The 15431-nt window shown below is 50.5% G+C and carries 15 protein-coding genes and 5 tRNA genes; 7 read left to right on the top strand and 13 right to left on the bottom strand.

Annotated features, from left to right (window positions below; all coding sequences use genetic code 11):
• Window positions 1-195 precede the first annotated feature (195 nt).
• The 5 genes from galE to gpmA all read left to right on the top strand — a co-directional run bounded on the left by galE (window position 196) and on the right by gpmA (window position 5416).
• A complete protein-coding gene (gene galE / locus DY231_RS06985; protein WP_115627756.1) occupies window positions 196-1212 on the top strand; it encodes a UDP-glucose 4-epimerase GalE in 1017 nt (338 codons plus the stop codon).
• A gap of 9 nt (window positions 1213-1221) precedes the next feature.
• A complete protein-coding gene (galT, locus tag DY231_RS06980) occupies window positions 1222-2268 on the top strand; it encodes a galactose-1-phosphate uridylyltransferase (RefSeq protein ID WP_115627755.1) in 1047 nt (348 codons plus the stop codon).
• 3 nt (window positions 2269-2271) lie between these two features.
• Window positions 2272-3420: a galactokinase gene (gene galK, locus DY231_RS06975; protein ID WP_115627754.1), complete on the top strand. Its 1149-nt coding sequence runs from the start codon at window positions 2272-2274 to the stop codon at window positions 3418-3420.
• Window positions 3414-4454 carry a galactose-1-epimerase gene (galM, locus tag DY231_RS06970; protein WP_115627753.1) on the top strand — a complete coding sequence of 347 codons (1041 nt, stop codon included), beginning with the start codon at window positions 3414-3416 and terminating at the stop codon, window positions 4452-4454. The genes galK and galM overlap by 7 nt, the downstream gene beginning before the upstream one ends.
• A 209-nt stretch (window positions 4455-4663) precedes the next feature.
• Window positions 4664-5416 (top strand): 2,3-diphosphoglycerate-dependent phosphoglycerate mutase, encoded by a 753-nt coding sequence (gpmA, locus tag DY231_RS06965; protein ID WP_034497101.1) that lies wholly within the window; start codon window positions 4664-4666, stop codon window positions 5414-5416.
• A 65-nt stretch (window positions 5417-5481) separates the two neighbouring features.
• On the opposite strand, the gene aroG is transcribed toward gpmA, so the two are convergent.
• Complete coding sequence (aroG, locus tag DY231_RS06960) at window positions 5482-6534, bottom strand: 3-deoxy-7-phosphoheptulonate synthase AroG (protein ID WP_115627752.1); 1053 nt, start codon at window positions 6532-6534, stop codon at window positions 5482-5484.
• Window positions 6535-6854: 320 nt separating this feature from the next.
• Here aroG and DY231_RS06955 point away from each other — a divergent pair, with 320 nt between their 5' ends.
• Together DY231_RS06955 and zitB are read left to right on the top strand one after the other, a co-directional pair.
• Window positions 6855-7232 (top strand): YbgS-like family protein, encoded by a 378-nt coding sequence (locus DY231_RS06955; protein WP_034497105.1) that lies wholly within the window; start codon window positions 6855-6857, stop codon window positions 7230-7232.
• Window positions 7233-7355: 123 nt separating this feature from the next.
• Window positions 7356-8288: a CDF family zinc transporter ZitB gene (gene zitB / locus DY231_RS06950; protein WP_115627751.1), complete on the top strand. Its 933-nt coding sequence runs from the start codon at window positions 7356-7358 to the stop codon at window positions 8286-8288.
• Here the strand turns inward: zitB and pnuC are convergent, their stop codons facing one another.
• From pnuC to tolR, 12 genes are all read right to left on the bottom strand, one after another.
• Window positions 8289-9005, bottom strand: a complete 717-nt coding sequence (gene pnuC, locus DY231_RS06945) for a nicotinamide riboside transporter PnuC (protein WP_115627750.1) — start codon at window positions 9003-9005, stop codon at window positions 8289-8291.
• A 23-nt stretch (window positions 9006-9028) separates the two neighbouring features.
• Window positions 9029-10090 carry a quinolinate synthase NadA gene (gene nadA / locus DY231_RS06940; protein ID WP_115627749.1) on the bottom strand — a complete coding sequence of 354 codons (1062 nt, stop codon included), beginning with the start codon at window positions 10088-10090 and terminating at the stop codon, window positions 9029-9031.
• Between the two features lie 177 nt (window positions 10091-10267).
• Window positions 10268-10343, bottom strand: a tRNA-Lys gene (locus DY231_RS06935).
• A 45-nt stretch (window positions 10344-10388) separates the two neighbouring features.
• Window positions 10389-10464 (bottom strand) — tRNA-Lys (locus tag DY231_RS06930).
• A gap of 3 nt (window positions 10465-10467) precedes the next feature.
• Window positions 10468-10543: transfer RNA gene (locus DY231_RS06925), tRNA-Val, on the bottom strand.
• Between the two features lie 23 nt (window positions 10544-10566).
• Window positions 10567-10642 (bottom strand) — tRNA-Lys (locus tag DY231_RS06920).
• Window positions 10643-10686: 44 nt separating this feature from the next.
• A tRNA-Lys gene (locus DY231_RS06915) sits at window positions 10687-10762 on the bottom strand.
• A 164-nt stretch (window positions 10763-10926) separates the two neighbouring features.
• Window positions 10927-11718 carry a cell division protein CpoB gene (gene cpoB, locus DY231_RS06910; RefSeq protein WP_115627748.1) on the bottom strand — a complete coding sequence of 264 codons (792 nt, stop codon included), beginning with the start codon at window positions 11716-11718 and terminating at the stop codon, window positions 10927-10929.
• 9 nt (window positions 11719-11727) lie between these two features.
• On the bottom strand, window positions 11728-12249 hold the full coding sequence (gene pal / locus DY231_RS06905) for a peptidoglycan-associated lipoprotein Pal (RefSeq protein WP_034497134.1): 522 nt from the start codon (window positions 12247-12249) through the stop codon (window positions 11728-11730).
• A 26-nt stretch (window positions 12250-12275) separates the two neighbouring features.
• Complete coding sequence (gene tolB, locus DY231_RS06900; protein WP_034497136.1) at window positions 12276-13568, bottom strand: Tol-Pal system beta propeller repeat protein TolB; 1293 nt, start codon at window positions 13566-13568, stop codon at window positions 12276-12278.
• Between the two features lie 131 nt (window positions 13569-13699).
• A complete protein-coding gene (tolA, locus tag DY231_RS06895; protein ID WP_115627747.1) occupies window positions 13700-14962 on the bottom strand; it encodes a cell envelope integrity protein TolA in 1263 nt (420 codons plus the stop codon).
• Window positions 14963-14990: 28 nt separating this feature from the next.
• Window positions 14991-15422, bottom strand: coding sequence for a colicin uptake protein TolR (tolR, locus tag DY231_RS06890; protein WP_034497142.1), 432 nt, complete (start codon window positions 15420-15422; stop codon window positions 14991-14993).
• Window positions 15423-15431: the final 9 nt, after the last annotated feature.

Raw genomic sequence — 15431 nt, 5'->3', positions numbered from 1 at the left:
TGGATTTTATCCACCCTACTTTCAGACAACCCGCAACATCCCTACGGCACCTATTTGTTTTATAATCACTTTTGTGGCTTTTGAGTGTGCCTGAAACATTAGTGTAAGCGATTCCACTAATTTAGCCCGTGTCACACTTTTCGCATCTCTGTTATGCTATGTTTATTACATACCATACGCGCAATGGAGCGAAAAATGAGAGTATTGGTAACAGGTGGTAGCGGTTACATTGGCAGTCACACTTGTGTGCAACTGCTGCAAAATGGCCACGATGTCGTGATTTTGGATAACCTCTGCAACAGTAAACGCAGCGTGCTGCCGGTGATTGAACGCCTTAGCGGAAAACACCCGCTGTTTATTGATGGCGATATTCGTGATGAAGCCTTACTGGCTGAAATTTTCCACGATCATCAAATTGATGCTGTTATCCATTTTGCCGGGCTTAAAGCGGTAGGCGAGTCGGTTAACAAGCCGCTGGAATATTACGACAACAACGTCACCGGCACTTTGCGCCTGATTTCTGCGATGCGCGCCGCCAACGTCACCAACTTCATCTTCAGCTCTTCCGCCACCGTTTATGGCGATCAGCCACAAATCCCTTACGTTGAAAGCTTCCCGACCGGTACGCCTGCAAGCCCGTATGGTCGTAGCAAGCTGATGGTTGAACAGATTCTGGCTGATTTACAAAAAGCCCAGCCAAACTGGAGCGTGGCTTTGCTGCGTTACTTCAACCCGGTCGGCGCGCATCCGTCAGGGGATATGGGCGAAGATCCGCAAGGTATTCCAAACAACCTGATGCCGTATATCGCGCAGGTTGCCGTCGGGCGTCGCGATTCGCTGGCGGTGTTTGGTAATGATTACCCAACTGAAGATGGCACAGGTGTCCGCGACTATATTCATGTGATGGATTTAGCCGATGGTCATGTTGCAGCCATGCAAACGCTACAAGGTAAGCCTGGCGTGCATATCTATAACCTCGGCGCAGGCGTTGGTAGCAGCGTTCTGGATGTGATCAACGCTTTCAGTACCGCTTGCGGGAAACCGGTGAATTATCACTTTGCCCCGCGCCGTGAAGGCGATCTCCCCGCTTATTGGGCAGATGCCACCAAAGCCGACCAAGAACTTAACTGGCGTGTCAGCCGGACTCTGCAAGAAATGGCAGATGATACCTGGCGCTGGCAATCTCGCCATCCTCAAGGTTATCCAGACTAAGGAAATGTGATGGAGCAGTTTAACCCGGTGGATCATCCACATCGTCGTTACAACCCACTGACCGGACAATGGATCCTGGTTTCCCCGCATCGGGCTAAACGCCCATGGCAAGGGGCGCAGGAAACACCGTCCCAAGAAACCTTACCGACGCACGATCCGGATTGTTTCTTGTGTCCTGGTAATACGCGCGTAACGGGCGATAAAAATCCGCAATATACCGGCACATTTGTTTTTACTAACGACTTTGCCGCGCTGATGACAGACACCCCGGATGCACCTGAAAGCAGCGATCCTCTGTTACGTTGTGAAAGCGCACGCGGTACCAGCCGGGTTATCTGTTTTTCGCCCGACCACAGTAAAACGCTGCCGCAACTTTCTGTCGCCGCGTTGGAAGAAGTGGTGAAAACCTGGCAAGAACAGACTGCGGACTTAGGTCAAACCTACCCGTGGGTGCAAGTTTTTGAAAATAAAGGCGCGGCGATGGGTTGCTCCAACCCGCATCCGCACGGCCAGGTTTGGGCAAATAGCTTCCTGCCCAATGAAGTGGCGCGTGAAGATGTATTGCAGCGCGAATACTTTGCGGAAAATGGCTCGCCAATGCTGCTCGATTACGCACAGCGCGAGCTTAAAGATGGCAGCCGCACGGTTGTTGAAACCGAACACTGGATTGCGGTGGTGCCTTACTGGGCTGCCTGGCCGTTCGAAACGCTGCTGCTGCCAAAAACACATATCCTGCGCATCACCGATTTAACGGCTGAGCAAAGCAGTGATTTAGCCGTCGCGTTGAAAAAGCTGACCAGCCGTTATGACAACCTGTTCCAGTGCTCATTCCCCTATTCTATGGGCTGGCACGGCGCACCGTTTACGGGTGAAGAAAACAGTCACTGGCAGTTACATGCCCACTTCTATCCGCCATTGCTGCGAAGTGCGACGGTGCGTAAATTCATGGTCGGCTATGAAATGCTGGCTGAAACTCAACGTGATTTAACCGCAGAGCAAGCCGCAGAACGCTTGCGTGCAGTGTCCGATATCCACTTTCGCCAATCCGGAGAATAAAAAATGAGTCTGAAAGATAATACCCAACACATCTTTGCCGAAAAGTTTGGCTATCCGGCGACCCACACCATTCAGGCTCCGGGGCGCGTAAATCTGATTGGCGAACACACCGATTATAACGACGGTTTCGTGCTGCCTTGCGCAATCGACTATCAGACAGTAATCAGTTGCTCGAAACGTGACGACCGTATGGTGCGTGTCATCGCTGCGGATTATGACAATCAAGTGGATGAGTTTTCACTGGATAAACCCATTCTGAGCCACGATACACAACAATGGTCTAACTACGTGCGCGGTGTCGTTAAGCATCTGCAAAAGCGTGACAAGAACTTTGGTGGCGCTGATTTAGTGATCAGCGGCAACGTACCCCAGGGTGCGGGTTTGAGTTCATCAGCCTCTCTGGAAGTGGCGGTCGGTACGGTGTTCCAGAAGCTTTATCATCTGTCCCTTGATGGTTCGCAAATTGCGTTAAATGGCCAGGAAGCAGAGAACCAGTTCGTCGGCTGTAACTGCGGAATTATGGATCAGCTGATTTCAGCGTTAGGCAAAAAAGATCACGCATTACTGATCGACTGCCGCACGCTGGGCACCAAAGCCGTTTCGATGCCAAAAGGCGTGGCAGTCGTCATCATCAACAGTAATTTCAAACGCACACTGGTCGGTAGCGAATACAACACCCGCCGCGAGCAATGCGAAACGGGCGCTCGTTTCTTCAGCCAGAGGGCGCTGCGTGATGTGCAGCTGTCCAAATTCAATGAAGTGGCTCATGAGCTTGACCCGGTTGTGGCTAAACGCGTGCGCCATGTCCTGACTGAAAACATCCGTACCGTTGAAGCCGCTGACGCGCTGGCAAAAGGTGACTTGCTGCGAATGGGCGTGCTGATGGCTGAATCTCACGCATCGATGCGCGACGATTTTGAAATCACCGTCCCGCAAATCGATACGCTGGTTGAAATCGTGAAAGCGACTATCGGCGATAAAGGCGGTGTGCGTATGACGGGTGGCGGCTTCGGCGGTTGCATCGTGGCGCTTATCCCGGAAGATTTGGTTCCTGTGGTCAAGCAAGCTGTTGAAAAGCAGTACGAAGCGAAAACCGGTATCAAAGAAACCTTCTACGTTTGCAAACCTTCGGAGGGCGCGGGCCAATGCTAAAAGAGACTCCACAGCTCGCACTAGACGGGCAACCTTTCCGCATCTCCACCCTGCGCAATAGCGCGGGGCTGGTTGTCACTGTAATGGACTGGGGCGCAACCCTGCTCTCATGTCGCGTACCGATGAAAGATGGCAGCGTGCGTGAAACGCTGCTCGGCTGCGAAACGCCGGAAGATTATCTGAATCAGTCGGCTTATCTGGGCGCAACCGTAGGGCGTTATGCCAATCGCATTGCTAACAGCCAGTTTGAGCGTGATGGCGTCACCATCAACGTGACGGCAAATCAGGGTGCGCACCAGTTGCATGGTGGCCCGGACGGGTTTGATACCCGCCGCTGGCGCATTGTGCGTCAGAACGAGCATGAAGTGCTGTACACGCTTGATTCGCACGATGGCGACCAGGGTTTCCCGGGTGAGTTACGCGCTACGGCGCGTTATGCGTTAACCGAAGATAACTGCATTACTGTTGAGTTCCGGGCAAAAACCAGCAAGCCGTGCCCGGTGAATCTGACCAATCATGCGTATTTCAACCTTGATGGTCAGCAGAATGATATTCGTCAGCATCGTCTGCAATTGTTGGCTGACAGCTATTTGCCCGTCGACAGCAGCGGTATTCCGCAAGCTGGGCTTAAAGATGTCGATGGCACCAGCTTTGATTTCCGCACACCAAAAACTATCGCTGATGATTTCTTGAGTGATGACGATCAGGTGCTGGTGAAAGGCTACGATCATGCTTTCTTGCTACAGGCGCAAGGCGATGCCAGCCTGCCCGCAGCTCAAGTCTGGTCGAGCGACAATAAACTGCAAATGACGGTCTACACCACGGCACCAGCGCTGCAATTTTACAGTGGTAATTACCTTGATGGCACGCCCGCTCGGGAACAAGGTACTTACAGCGCATACCAGGGCCTGGCACTGGAAAGCGAGTTCCTGCCAGATAGCCCAAATCACCCTGAATGGCCGCAACCTGATTGCTGGTTACAGCCCAATGATGAATATTTGAGCATTACAGAGTACGAATTTACTCCACTTTAAGTTTTTCGCCCTCCTTCATGGAGGGCGATTATTATTCAGATCGCTGGATTTCCCGCCATTTAGCGACAAAAATATAACAACCGTTCACATCCACCTTACACTCCACACTCTTTTTCGCTATGTTAAACGTTTAGCATTGCCGCTGGCCCCTTTGCGGCAATATAATGATAATCGTTATCATTAATCGCAGGCTTATTAAGGAGTAAACTATGGCTGTTACTAAGCTGGTTCTGGTTCGTCACGGTGAAAGCCAGTGGAACAACGAAAACCGTTTCACTGGTTGGTATGACGTTGATCTGTCTGAGAAAGGTCAAACTGAAGCGAAAGCTGCAGGTAAACTGCTGAAAGACGAAGGCTACTCCTTCGACTTTGCTTACACTTCTGTGCTGAAACGTGCCATCCATACACTGTGGAATATCCTCGATGAACTGGATCAGGCCTGGCTGCCGGTTGAGAAATCCTGGAAGCTGAATGAGCGTCACTACGGTGCGTTGCAGGGTCTGAACAAAGCTGAAACCGCAGAGAAATACGGTGACGAGCAAGTTAAACAATGGCGTCGTGGTTTTGCTGTGACTCCACCAGAATTAACTCGCGATGATGAGCGTTTCCCAGGCCATGACCCGCGTTATGCAAGTCTGACCGACAAAGAACTGCCAACGACTGAAAGCCTGGCACTGACTATCGATCGTGTTATTCCTTACTGGAACGAAACCATTCTGCCACGCATGAAAAGCGGCGAGCGCGTGATTGTTGCCGCTCACGGTAACTCCCTGCGTGCACTGGTTAAATTCCTTGATAACCTGAGCGAAGAAGAAATTCTTGAGCTGAATATCCCAACTGGCGTGCCATTGGTATATGAGTTTGACGAGAACTTCAAACCTCTGAAACGCTACTATTTGGGTAATGCTGATGAAATCGCAGCAAAAGCCGCAGCGGTAGCAAACCAGGGTAAAGCGAAGTAATTCGCAACAGATGTGGAAAAGGCGTGATGAAAACCACGCCTTTTTTTATGCAACTGAGCGGCTAATTAACCGCGGCGAACTTTAACCGCATCAGCCAACTGGCGCAGAACAGTTTCAGTATCTTCCCAGCCGATACACGCATCGGTAACGCTTTTGCCGTAAACCAGCGGTTCGCCACTCTCGAGGCTCTGATTGCCTTCTACCAGGTGACTTTCAATCATCACACCGGTAACGGCTTTATCACCGCCTGAAATTTGCTGGCAAACATCGGCACAAACTTCAATCTGCTTCTTGAATTGCTTGCTGCTATTCGCATGGCTGAAATCGATCATCACCTGCGCTGGCAGACCCGCTTTTTGCAAGTCAGTCTTAACCTGAGCAACATGAGCAGCGCTGTAATTTGGCTCTTTACCGCCACGCAGAATGATATGGCAATCGCCATTCCCACTGGTGGTGACGATAGCTGAGTGACCCCACTTGGTCACAGACAGGAAGCTGTGAGGCGCGCCAGCCGCATTGATCGCATCAATCGCAACCTTCATGGTGCCGTCAGTGCCATTTTTGAAACCCACCGGGCAAGACAGACCAGAGGCGAGTTCACGGTGAACCTGAGATTCTGTAGTACGTGCCCCGATAGCACCCCAGCTCATCAAGTCCGCCAAGTACTGCGGGGTAATCATATCTAAAAACTCACCCGCAGCAGGCAGGCCGGAGTCGTTGATATCTAACAACAACTTACGAGCAATGCGCAGGCCATCGTTGATTTTATAGCTGTTATCCATTTCTGGATCGTTGATCAAACCCTTCCAGCCAACCGTGGTGCGCGGTTTTTCGAAGTAAACGCGCATAACGATTTCTAACTCACCTTGCAGCTCTTCACGCAGCTCAAGCAAGCGTGCGCCATATTCTTTCGCCGCTTTAACGTCGTGAATGGAGCAAGGGCCAATAACCACCAGCAGACGATCGTCATTTCCTTTCAGGATTTTATGAATCGCTTTGCGCGCGCCAGATACGGTGGCGGCAGCTTTTTCAGTGGCGGGGAATTTTTCGAGCAGCGCTACTGGCGGTAACAGTTCGTTGATTTCTTTGATGCGTAAGTCGTCGTTCTGATAATTCATGATATGTCCGGGAATGGCCTTGAGATTTAGCTTAGTTGCAATCCCTTCAATCTATCGCTTCAAGCCTGAAGTGTAAACGGGCTTTTACACTTCAGGCGGAATATTCCTGGAAACGACCTAAAAAGCGTCAAAAAATGGTAAAACCCCGGTTTACCGCTACAATTTTTAATTGTTAACACTAAAAAGTAGTCCTTTAGCAAAATTGTATTCTGACGCGATCTTAATCGGTGACATATTTAGTTGATAAAGGCCGCAATCTCAGAATAAAGCAAGTGCACTGTTGGAAGAAGTTATCCAGCAATAACAACCAGAACAGGAGCATGATGATGAAAAAATTAACCGCACTTTTCCTGACAGCAACCCTTTCAGTCGCCAGTGGTCTGGCAATGGCCGCAGATACTAGCGGTGACAATAATGGCCAGGCAAACGCCGCAGCATCAGCAGGCCAGGTTGCGCCGGATGCGAATCAGAACCTTGCGCCTAAAGGCGTTGATAATAGCAATATCAACAATGGCGGCACGATGCTTCATCCAAATGGCTCAACCAGCAGTAGCGGTATGACCAGCGACGGGATGAGCAAAGATGAAATCCATAAAAATTCGATGTGTAAAGACGGCAAATGCCCGGATACCAACCAAAAGGTTGAAACCGGTAGCGGTGATGATGTGAACACGAAAGTGGACGGCACTTCACAGTAAAAGAAACACCGCTAAACATGAGGGGAGCTAAGGCTCTCCTTTTTTATGAGCTTTATTCAATAAGTTAATCAGCATTAGTGGTTATAATTAGCGCATCGTTGTTTTGCGAAAACAGAAGAAACCATGGCGCATACACATCAACATTCCTCCGGTGATACCAATTCCAGACGCCTGCTTTGGGCGTTTGTCATCACGGCCCTCTTTATGGTGGCAGAAGTCATCGGCGGGATTATTTCCGGGTCGCTTGCTTTGCTTGCCGACGCAGGCCACATGCTCACTGATGCCGCAGCATTGTTAGTCGCGTTGCTGGCTGTGCAGTTTGCCAGGCGTCCACCCAATGCCCGTCATACCTTCGGATGGTTAAGACTGACCACGCTTGCTGCGTTTGTGAATGCCATTGCTCTGGTGGTCATTACCGTATTGATTGTCTGGGAAGCGATAAGCCGTTTCTATCATCCGCAACCGATCGCCGGTTGGACAATGCTGATTATTGCGTTTGCAGGATTGCTGGCGAATTTGTTTTCTTTCTGGATTTTGCATCGCGGAAATGAAGAAAAGAATATTAACGTGCGCGCTGCGGCACTGCATGTTCTGGGGGATTTACTGGGTTCTGTAGGCGCGATTGCTGCGGCACTGATCATTCTGTGGACGGGATGGACGCCCATTGACCCGATCCTTTCTATTTTGGTTTCGTGCCTGGTGCTGCGCAGTGCGTGGAATTTACTTAAAGAGAGTGTCAACGAGCTGCTCGAAGGCGCACCTCACTCCATTGATATCCCTGTTTTGAAGCGGAAATTAGCCAGAACAATCCCGGAAGTTCGTAATGTTCACCACGTACACATCTGGCTGGTTGGCGAAAAGCCGTTAATGACAATGCATGTTCAGGTGGTGCCACCACACGACCACGACGCCCTGTTAGAGCGCATCCATCATTTTCTAAAAGATGAGTATCAGATTGAACATGCGACGGTGCAGATGGAGTATCAGCTTTGCCATGGGCAAGATTGTGATTTAAACGAGCATGGTCAGCACGACCATGCTCATCATCATCATTGATTAAGACAAGGCGCGTGAGCCACGTTCACGCGCACTTTTGATCCACATGCGGCTGCCATTGAGCGCGATAAACGTCAGAATCATATATTCGAGCGACATCGCATAGACGCCTTGCAGGGCGAAAATCACCACGCTAATCACGTTAATGATCACCCATAGCAGCCAGTTTTCGACATACTTACGGGTCATCAGAATCATCGCCACAATCGACAACACCATCATGCAAGAGTCCCAGAACGGGAAGGCATCAGGCTGAAGCACAGGCATGGTCACATTCAGTCCCAGCCCCTGCATGACAGAAACCGCTATTCGGGTCAGGAATGCAAATACCGGATCGATAAACACGGTCATTAAACCAATCGCCCCAACGCAAACAGCAATCCAGGCGAGGGCTTTGGGCAACGGTAGCCAGCGAATCTGGAGAGCCGCCTGATTATCGTTTGTCTGCCGTGACCACGCATACCAACCGTAAATATTGGCCGCAAAGAAGAACAGCTGTAGCAACAGGCTCGCGTAAAGTTGAATCTGAAAGAAAATAACCGCAAAGAGCGTAACGTTAATTAAGCCGAATGCGTAATTGCTGATCTTTTCAAGGCTCGCCAACCAGATGCACAGTAAGCCCGCCACGGTTCCAATAGCTTCTATCCATGATAAATCATACCCGCCAGCGCCGATGGGGATGTGAACCAAAATGTTCTGCGTGCTAAAAAAATCCATATTCGCTCCTGAGCATAAGATCCTTATGCGTTGCCTTTAATATTCCGTCGTAATTCAGCGGCAAAAGCTAACATTCGATTTAAAGGCACCAGAGCGCCCTCACGGAGTGCAGCGTCAACATGAATCTCATGCGCCGCTCCGCCCTGCTCCAACCCCTCAGCGATAGCTTTAAGGCCGTTCATCGCCATCCATGGGCAATGAGCACAGGTACGACACGTTGCCCCTTCGCCTGCAGTCGGTGCTTCGAACAACTCTTTATCCGGGCATGCTTGCTGCATTTTGTAAAAAATCCCGCGGTCGGTCGCCACGATCAGTTTCTTGTGGGGCAACGTTTTTGCCGCGGTAATAAGCTGACTGGTGGAGCCTACAGCATCGGCCAAATCAACGATGGCCTGCGGGGATTCCGGGTGAACTAATACCGCAGCATCCGGATAAAGTGCTTTCATGCGGGTTAACGCCTGAGTTTTGAACTCGTCATGTACGATACACGCGCCCTGCCAGCACAACACATCAGCGCCGGTTTGCTTTTGTACATAATTCCCGAGATGACGATCCGGTGCCCAGATGATTTTCTCGCCCAGGCTATCGAGATGTTCAATCAATTCAACGGCGATACTGGATGTCACAACCCAATCCGCACGGGCTTTCACCGCAGCGGAAGTATTAGCATAGACCACCACAGTGCGATCGGGATGCTTATCGCAAAAGGCGTTAAACTCCTCGATTGGGCAGCCGAGATCCAGAGAACATTCCGCATTAAGCGTAGGCATCAGAACGGTTTTTTCCGGGCTCAGGATCTTCGATGTTTCACCCATAAAGCGTACGCCTGCCACCAGGAGGGTAGTGGCTGGATGATTTGCCCCAAAACGAGCCATCTCGAGAGAATCAGAGATACAGCCGCCAGTCTCCTCCGCCAGAGCCTGAATTTCAGGGTCGGTGTAGTAATGAGCCACCATGACAGCATTCCGCTCTTTCAGCAGACGCTTGATTTTCTCGCGGTAAAATTGCTTTTCGTCCGCGCTCAAAGGCTGTGGCTTAGGTGGGAAAGGATAAATCGCTGCTTCCGGATCGAACATTACGCTCATAGTGCTTTCTCGTTTGACTGACTTAACCAAATTAGCACTTTTCTGATGAAGATCGACCAGAAATGGCTAAGGTTGTTTTGTATGCTAAACAAGATAGCGAATTATGGCGGGATTGTCGTGGGGAATTTGAATCTTCAGAAACAACTAAGGCGCCGTAATGGCGCCTTAGTCTAAATTTGGTGGGGCGTGCAGGATTCGAACCTGCGACCAATTGATTAAAAGTCAACTGCTCTACCAACTGAGCTAACGCCCCGCTATGCGGTTTACTGCTAAATCGAAAATGCTTTCACTCAAGGAGTGGTGGGGCGTGCAGGATTCGAACCTGCGACCAATTGATTAAAAGTCAACTGCTCTACCAACTGAGCTAACGCCCCGAATGGTGGGTGATGACGGGCTCGAACCGCCGACCCCCTCCGTGTAAAGGAGGTGCTCTACCAACTGAGCTAATCACCCAAACTTCGGTACTACTATAAATCTGGTGGGGCGTGCAGGATTCGAACCTGCGACCAATTGATTAAAAGTCAACTGCTCTACCAACTGAGCTAACGCCCCGCAATGCGGTTTACTGCTTCTTCAAATACTGACTGCTTCGAAATTGGTGGGTCGTGCAGGATTCGAACCTGCGACCAATTGATTAAAAGTCAACTGCTCTACCAACTGAGCTAACGACCCAATTTCGAGTCACTTCGGGTTTGTTTGATATCCCTTGGCAACGGCGGCATATATTACTGATTTAAGATTTTGACGCAACAAGAATTTCGATCAAGATCACCTAATGGCTCGCGTTTCGTTCGGCTTGACCAGAAAAACAGCAATATCTGGTCAGGCCGCACTCACTACATCGCATTCAGACGTTTTTGTGCCTGCTTTGCGCCGTCGGTATTTGGAAATTGTTTGATCACTTGTTGATACACAGCTTTCGCTTTTGCGGTATCGCCTTTGTCTTGCATGATCACACCGACTTTAAACATTGCATCCGGGGCTTTTGGAGATTTCGGGTAATTTTTCACCACAGAGGCAAAATAAAACGCCGCATCATCCTTTTTCCCTTTGTTGTAATTCAGCTGCCCCAGCCAGTAATTAGCATTTGGCTGGTAAGTTGAATCTGGGTACTTCTTGATAAAACTCTGAAATGCAGCGATGGCTTCGTCCTGACGGGACTTATCCTGCACCATGGCAATAGCGGCATTGTAGTCGCTGTTGGCATCGCCACCCTGCACTGGAGCCGCCGGTGTGGCTGCTGAAGCACCTGCATCAGGTGCTGCTGTCGCAGCAGCGCCCTGATCGGTTGTACCTGCAGCTTGCCCTGCGGCAGCGCCGCTACCGAGGCTGTCTATCTGCAATAAAATTTGCTTCTGACGCTCAACAACCTGATTCAACTGATATTGGCTTTCCTGGATTTGACCACGAAGGGAATCAATATCATTTTGGTTATCAGAGAGTTGTTGTTGAAGTTGGGTTAAGAGCTGACTGTGAGCGTTAGAAATACGCTCGAGTTGAGTGACACGGTCTTCGACCGAGCCTGAGCCGACACTACTGATTGGCGCCTGAGCAGTAGCGGCCCAGGGGGCCGCTATGCCAACCAGTAACGACAGACTCAACAAGTGATGTCTGAGGTTACTGTTCATACTGTTCTCTTAGTAAACCAGAACGGCACGACGGTTTTTAGCGTAAGCCGCTTCGTCATGACCCAGAACTGCTGGTTTTTCTTTACCGTAAGAAACGATGGAGATCTGGTCTGCAGAAACGCCTTTACCTTGCAGGTACATCTTAACAGCGCTAGCACGACGCTCACCCAGGGAAATGTTGTATTCCGGAGTACCACGTTCGTCCGCATGACCTTCTACAGTCACTTTGTAAGATGGGTTGCTACGCAGGAAGTTAGCGTGCGCATCCAGCATTGCAGCGAATTCAGAAGAAACATCATATTTGTCCAGACCGAAGTATACGATGTTGTTCTGTTGCAGCTGTTGCATCTGCAGGCGAGCCTGTTCTTCAGATGACATGTTGCCATTGCTACCGTTAGCGTCCATACCAGTGCCGGCGCCCAGCATACCTTCGCCGCTCTCGTTGTTGGCGCTCTTGTTAGAACTACACGCAGCAATTGCCATAACAGGCAATACCAGCATCAGCCCTTTCAGCACTTTGTTCAGTTGCATTTCTTTGATCCTTTAATATTTTATTATCACAGATACGGCGACCAGGCAGGGAATTTAACCTGACCATCGGTTGCCGGAAGACGCGCTTTGAAACGCCCATCTGTTGAGACCAGATTCAGCACAGATCCCATCCCCTGAGAAGAGCTGTAGATTACCATCGTGCCGTTAGGTGCCAGACTTGGCGTTTCATCCAGGAACGTTGACGATAAAGTTTGTACGCCACCCGCTACCAGATCCTGTTTGGCGATATGTTGTTGCCCACCGTTCGAGCTAACCATCACCATAAACTTACCGTCGGAACTCACATCGGAATCCTGGTTCTGAGAACCTTCCCAGGAAATACGTTGTGGAGCACCGCCGTTCACATTCACTTTATAAATCTGTGGACGACCTGCCTGATCGGAGGTGTACGCCAGGTTCTGGCTATCCGGGAACCAGGTCGGTTCAGTGTTGTTGCTGCGACCATCAGTCACCTGACGAATCTGACCCGAGCCAATATCCATCACATACAGGTTCAGGCTACCGGTTTTCGACAATGCGAATGCCAGTTTGCTGCCGTCTGGAGAGAAGGTAGGCGCACCGTTGTGACGTGGGAAAGAAGCCACCTGCTGCACCGCACCATTCGCCAGAGTCTGGATAACCAGCGCTGAACGACCGCTTTCAAATGTTACGTAAGCCAGTTTGCTACCATCTGGAGACCAGGCTGGTGACATCAACGGCTGCGGAGAACGGTGAACCACAAACTGGTTGTAGCCATCGTAATCAGAAACGCGCAGTTCATACGGGAACTGACCGCCATTGGTCTGTACGACGTACGCAATACGTGTACGGAACGCACCTTTGATACCTGTCAGCTTCTCAAACACTTCGTCGCTGGCGGTATGACCGGCATAGCGAAGCCACTGTTTGTTCACTTTGTAGGAGTTTTGCGCCAGCACAGTACCTGGTGCACCAGAGGTATCAACCAACTGGTAAGCCACGGTATAGCTGCCATCACCATTTGGTGTGACCTGGCCAACAACAACAGCATCAATACCCAGAGCAGTCCACGCGGCCGGTTGCACTTCCTGAGCGGAGCCAGGTTGCTGCGGTAAACGCGAACGATCTAATGGATTGAATTTGCCACTGTTACGTAAATCAGCGGCAACGATGCCACCAATATCTTCCGGTGCCGCACCTGGGCCTGCCCATTTAAACGGCGCCACACCAATTGGACGTGCTGAGTCCACCCCTTGGGTGATCTCAATACGAACTTCTGCGTGCAGCACTGCTGCCCACAGCATTAAAAAACTTAATGCAACTCGAAATGCCTGCTTCATCATATCTCCCTTATCTGGACCCAAAGCCCACGATAATTTAGCAGAATGTTAACAAACTCAAATACACAAAACTACCAAAACCCTGTGACTCAGCCTGGTTAGTTTTCCTCACTTTCGCGAGGAAAATTTCACTATGGCTTAAAGTCGATAGGCGCGTTTTTGAAAACTTCATAAACGTCCTGGCTTGGCGGCTTCGGAATCTTCGCCAAACGTGCAGCGGCAATGGCAGCCTGGCAAAGAGCCGGGTCACCACCTTCTGATTTGATATCAAGCAGCAAACCATCAGGAGCCAGTTTTATGCGCAATGTACAGGTCTTGCCGCTAAAGGCAGGGTCCTGGTAAAACTTGCTCTCAATTGCTGCTTTTATCTGACCTGCGTAACCATTGATCTCAGCACCAGAAGCGCCATTATTTTTAGTATTCCCTTTTCCGGCAGCAGCTGCGCTATTACCTTTCGCTCCAGCACCCGTTTTCGGTGCATTCTTACCTGAGCTTAGGTCACCGAACAGATTGTCAACGCCCTCGGCAGCGGCCTTATCGGCAGCAGCTTTATCGGCAGCAGCCTTTTTCTTCGCATCTGCTGCGGCTTTCTTCTCTCCGGCAGCTTTTGCAGCAGCAGCCTTATCGGCCGCGGCTTTATCAGAAGCCGCTTTTTCTGCCGCAGCAGTCTCAGCAGCTTCTTTCGCAGCAGCTTTTTTGGCAGCTTCAGCTGTAGCTTTCTTCTCAGCATCGGCAGCTTTCTTCTCGGCTTCCTGCTGAGCTTTTTTCGCCGCAGCGGCAGCTTCGGCAGCCGCCTTTTTCTCTGCATCAGCAGCTTTTTTAGCCGCTTCTTCAGTCGCTTTCTTTTGTGCATCCGCAGCAGCTTTCTTCGCCGCTTCATCCGCAGCCTTCGCCTGAGCGTCAGCCTGAGATTTTGCCTGAGCATCCGCTTGCGCTTTCGCATCTGCTTTGGCTTTCGCCGCAGCTGCGTCAGCTTGCTTTTGTTGCTCTTGCGCTTCTTTAGCTGCTTCTTGTGCCTGTTTCTGCTGGTCTGCTTGCTGCTTCGCTTGTTCCTGCGCGTCGAGGCGTTCTTTCTCCAGAGCTTTCAGACGCTGTTGTTCAGCAGCCTGTTTTTCCTGAAGTTCTTCAGCCTGTTGTTGCGCTTGTTTCTCGCGTTGCTCGGCAGCACGTTTACTACTCGCCTGCTGCTGTTGCTGACGATTGTACTGCTGAACAACAGCACCAGGGTCGACCATGACCGCGTCAATAGCCGAACCCCCACCGCCGCCAGCACTGGCGTCGATGTGCTCGTCAAACGAACTCCAAATCAGGACTGCAATCAAAATGATATGCAGGATCACTGAGACGATTATCGCGCGCTTGAGCTTATCGTTTTCTATGGTTGCCTTTGACACTATCGGTTCCCAAATATCGCGAGATGGATCAGATTGGCTGCGTCATCAAACCGACGGATTTCACACCTGCACTATGCAGCATGTTAAGTGCTTTGATGATTTCCTCGTAAGGAACATCTTTCGCACCACCGATCAAAAAGACCGTTTTCGGGTTTGCCTGCAAACGACGCTGTGCTTCCGCAATAACCTGTTCAGATGGCAACTGGTCCATACGGTCTTTCTCAACCACCACGCTGTACTGCCCTACCCCGGAAACTTCAATAATAACCGGCGGCTCATCGTTACTGCTCACCGTCTGCGAATCTGTCGCATCCGGCAAATCCACCTCAACGCTCTGTGTAATGATTGGCGCTGTTGCCATAAAAATAAGCAGCAATACCAACAGTACGTCCAGCAGAGGAACGATGTTAATTTCGGACTTTAATTCCCGACGACCACGCCCACGTCCACGTCTGGCCATGACTTACCC

Origin of the sequence: Buttiauxella agrestis (genome assembly GCF_900446255.1) — a bacterium.
Taxonomy (GTDB): Bacteria; Pseudomonadota; Gammaproteobacteria; order Enterobacterales; family Enterobacteriaceae; genus Buttiauxella; species Buttiauxella agrestis.
Note: the sequence above shows the minus strand (reverse complement) of the source record. Positions and strands in the feature narration are given on the sequence as shown.

Coding starts and splice junctions, on each gene's coding strand:
- galE (WP_115627756.1), top strand. CDS start 196: ATGAGAGTATTGGTAACAGGTGGTAGCGGTTACATTGGCAGTCACACT.
- galT (WP_115627755.1), top strand. CDS start 1,222: ATGGAGCAGTTTAACCCGGTGGATCATCCACATCGTCGTTACAACCCA.
- galK (WP_115627754.1), top strand. CDS start 2,272: ATGAGTCTGAAAGATAATACCCAACACATCTTTGCCGAAAAGTTTGGC.
- galM (WP_115627753.1), top strand. CDS start 3,414: ATGCTAAAAGAGACTCCACAGCTCGCACTAGACGGGCAACCTTTCCGC.
- gpmA (WP_034497101.1), top strand. CDS start 4,664: ATGGCTGTTACTAAGCTGGTTCTGGTTCGTCACGGTGAAAGCCAGTGG.
- aroG (WP_115627752.1), bottom strand. CDS start 6,534: ATGAATTATCAGAACGACGACTTACGCATCAAAGAAATCAACGAACTG.
- DY231_RS06955 (WP_034497105.1), top strand. CDS start 6,855: ATGATGATGAAAAAATTAACCGCACTTTTCCTGACAGCAACCCTTTCA.
- zitB (WP_115627751.1), top strand. CDS start 7,356: ATGGCGCATACACATCAACATTCCTCCGGTGATACCAATTCCAGACGC.
- pnuC (WP_115627750.1), bottom strand. CDS start 9,005: ATGGATTTTTTTAGCACGCAGAACATTTTGGTTCACATCCCCATCGGC.
- nadA (WP_115627749.1), bottom strand. CDS start 10,090: ATGAGCGTAATGTTCGATCCGGAAGCAGCGATTTATCCTTTCCCACCT.
- cpoB (WP_115627748.1), bottom strand. CDS start 11,718: ATGAACAGTAACCTCAGACATCACTTGTTGAGTCTGTCGTTACTGGTT.
- pal (WP_034497134.1), bottom strand. CDS start 12,249: ATGCAACTGAACAAAGTGCTGAAAGGGCTGATGCTGGTATTGCCTGTT.
- tolB (WP_034497136.1), bottom strand. CDS start 13,568: ATGAAGCAGGCATTTCGAGTTGCATTAAGTTTTTTAATGCTGTGGGCA.
- tolR (WP_034497142.1), bottom strand. CDS start 15,422: ATGGCCAGACGTGGACGTGGGCGTGGTCGTCGGGAATTAAAGTCCGAA.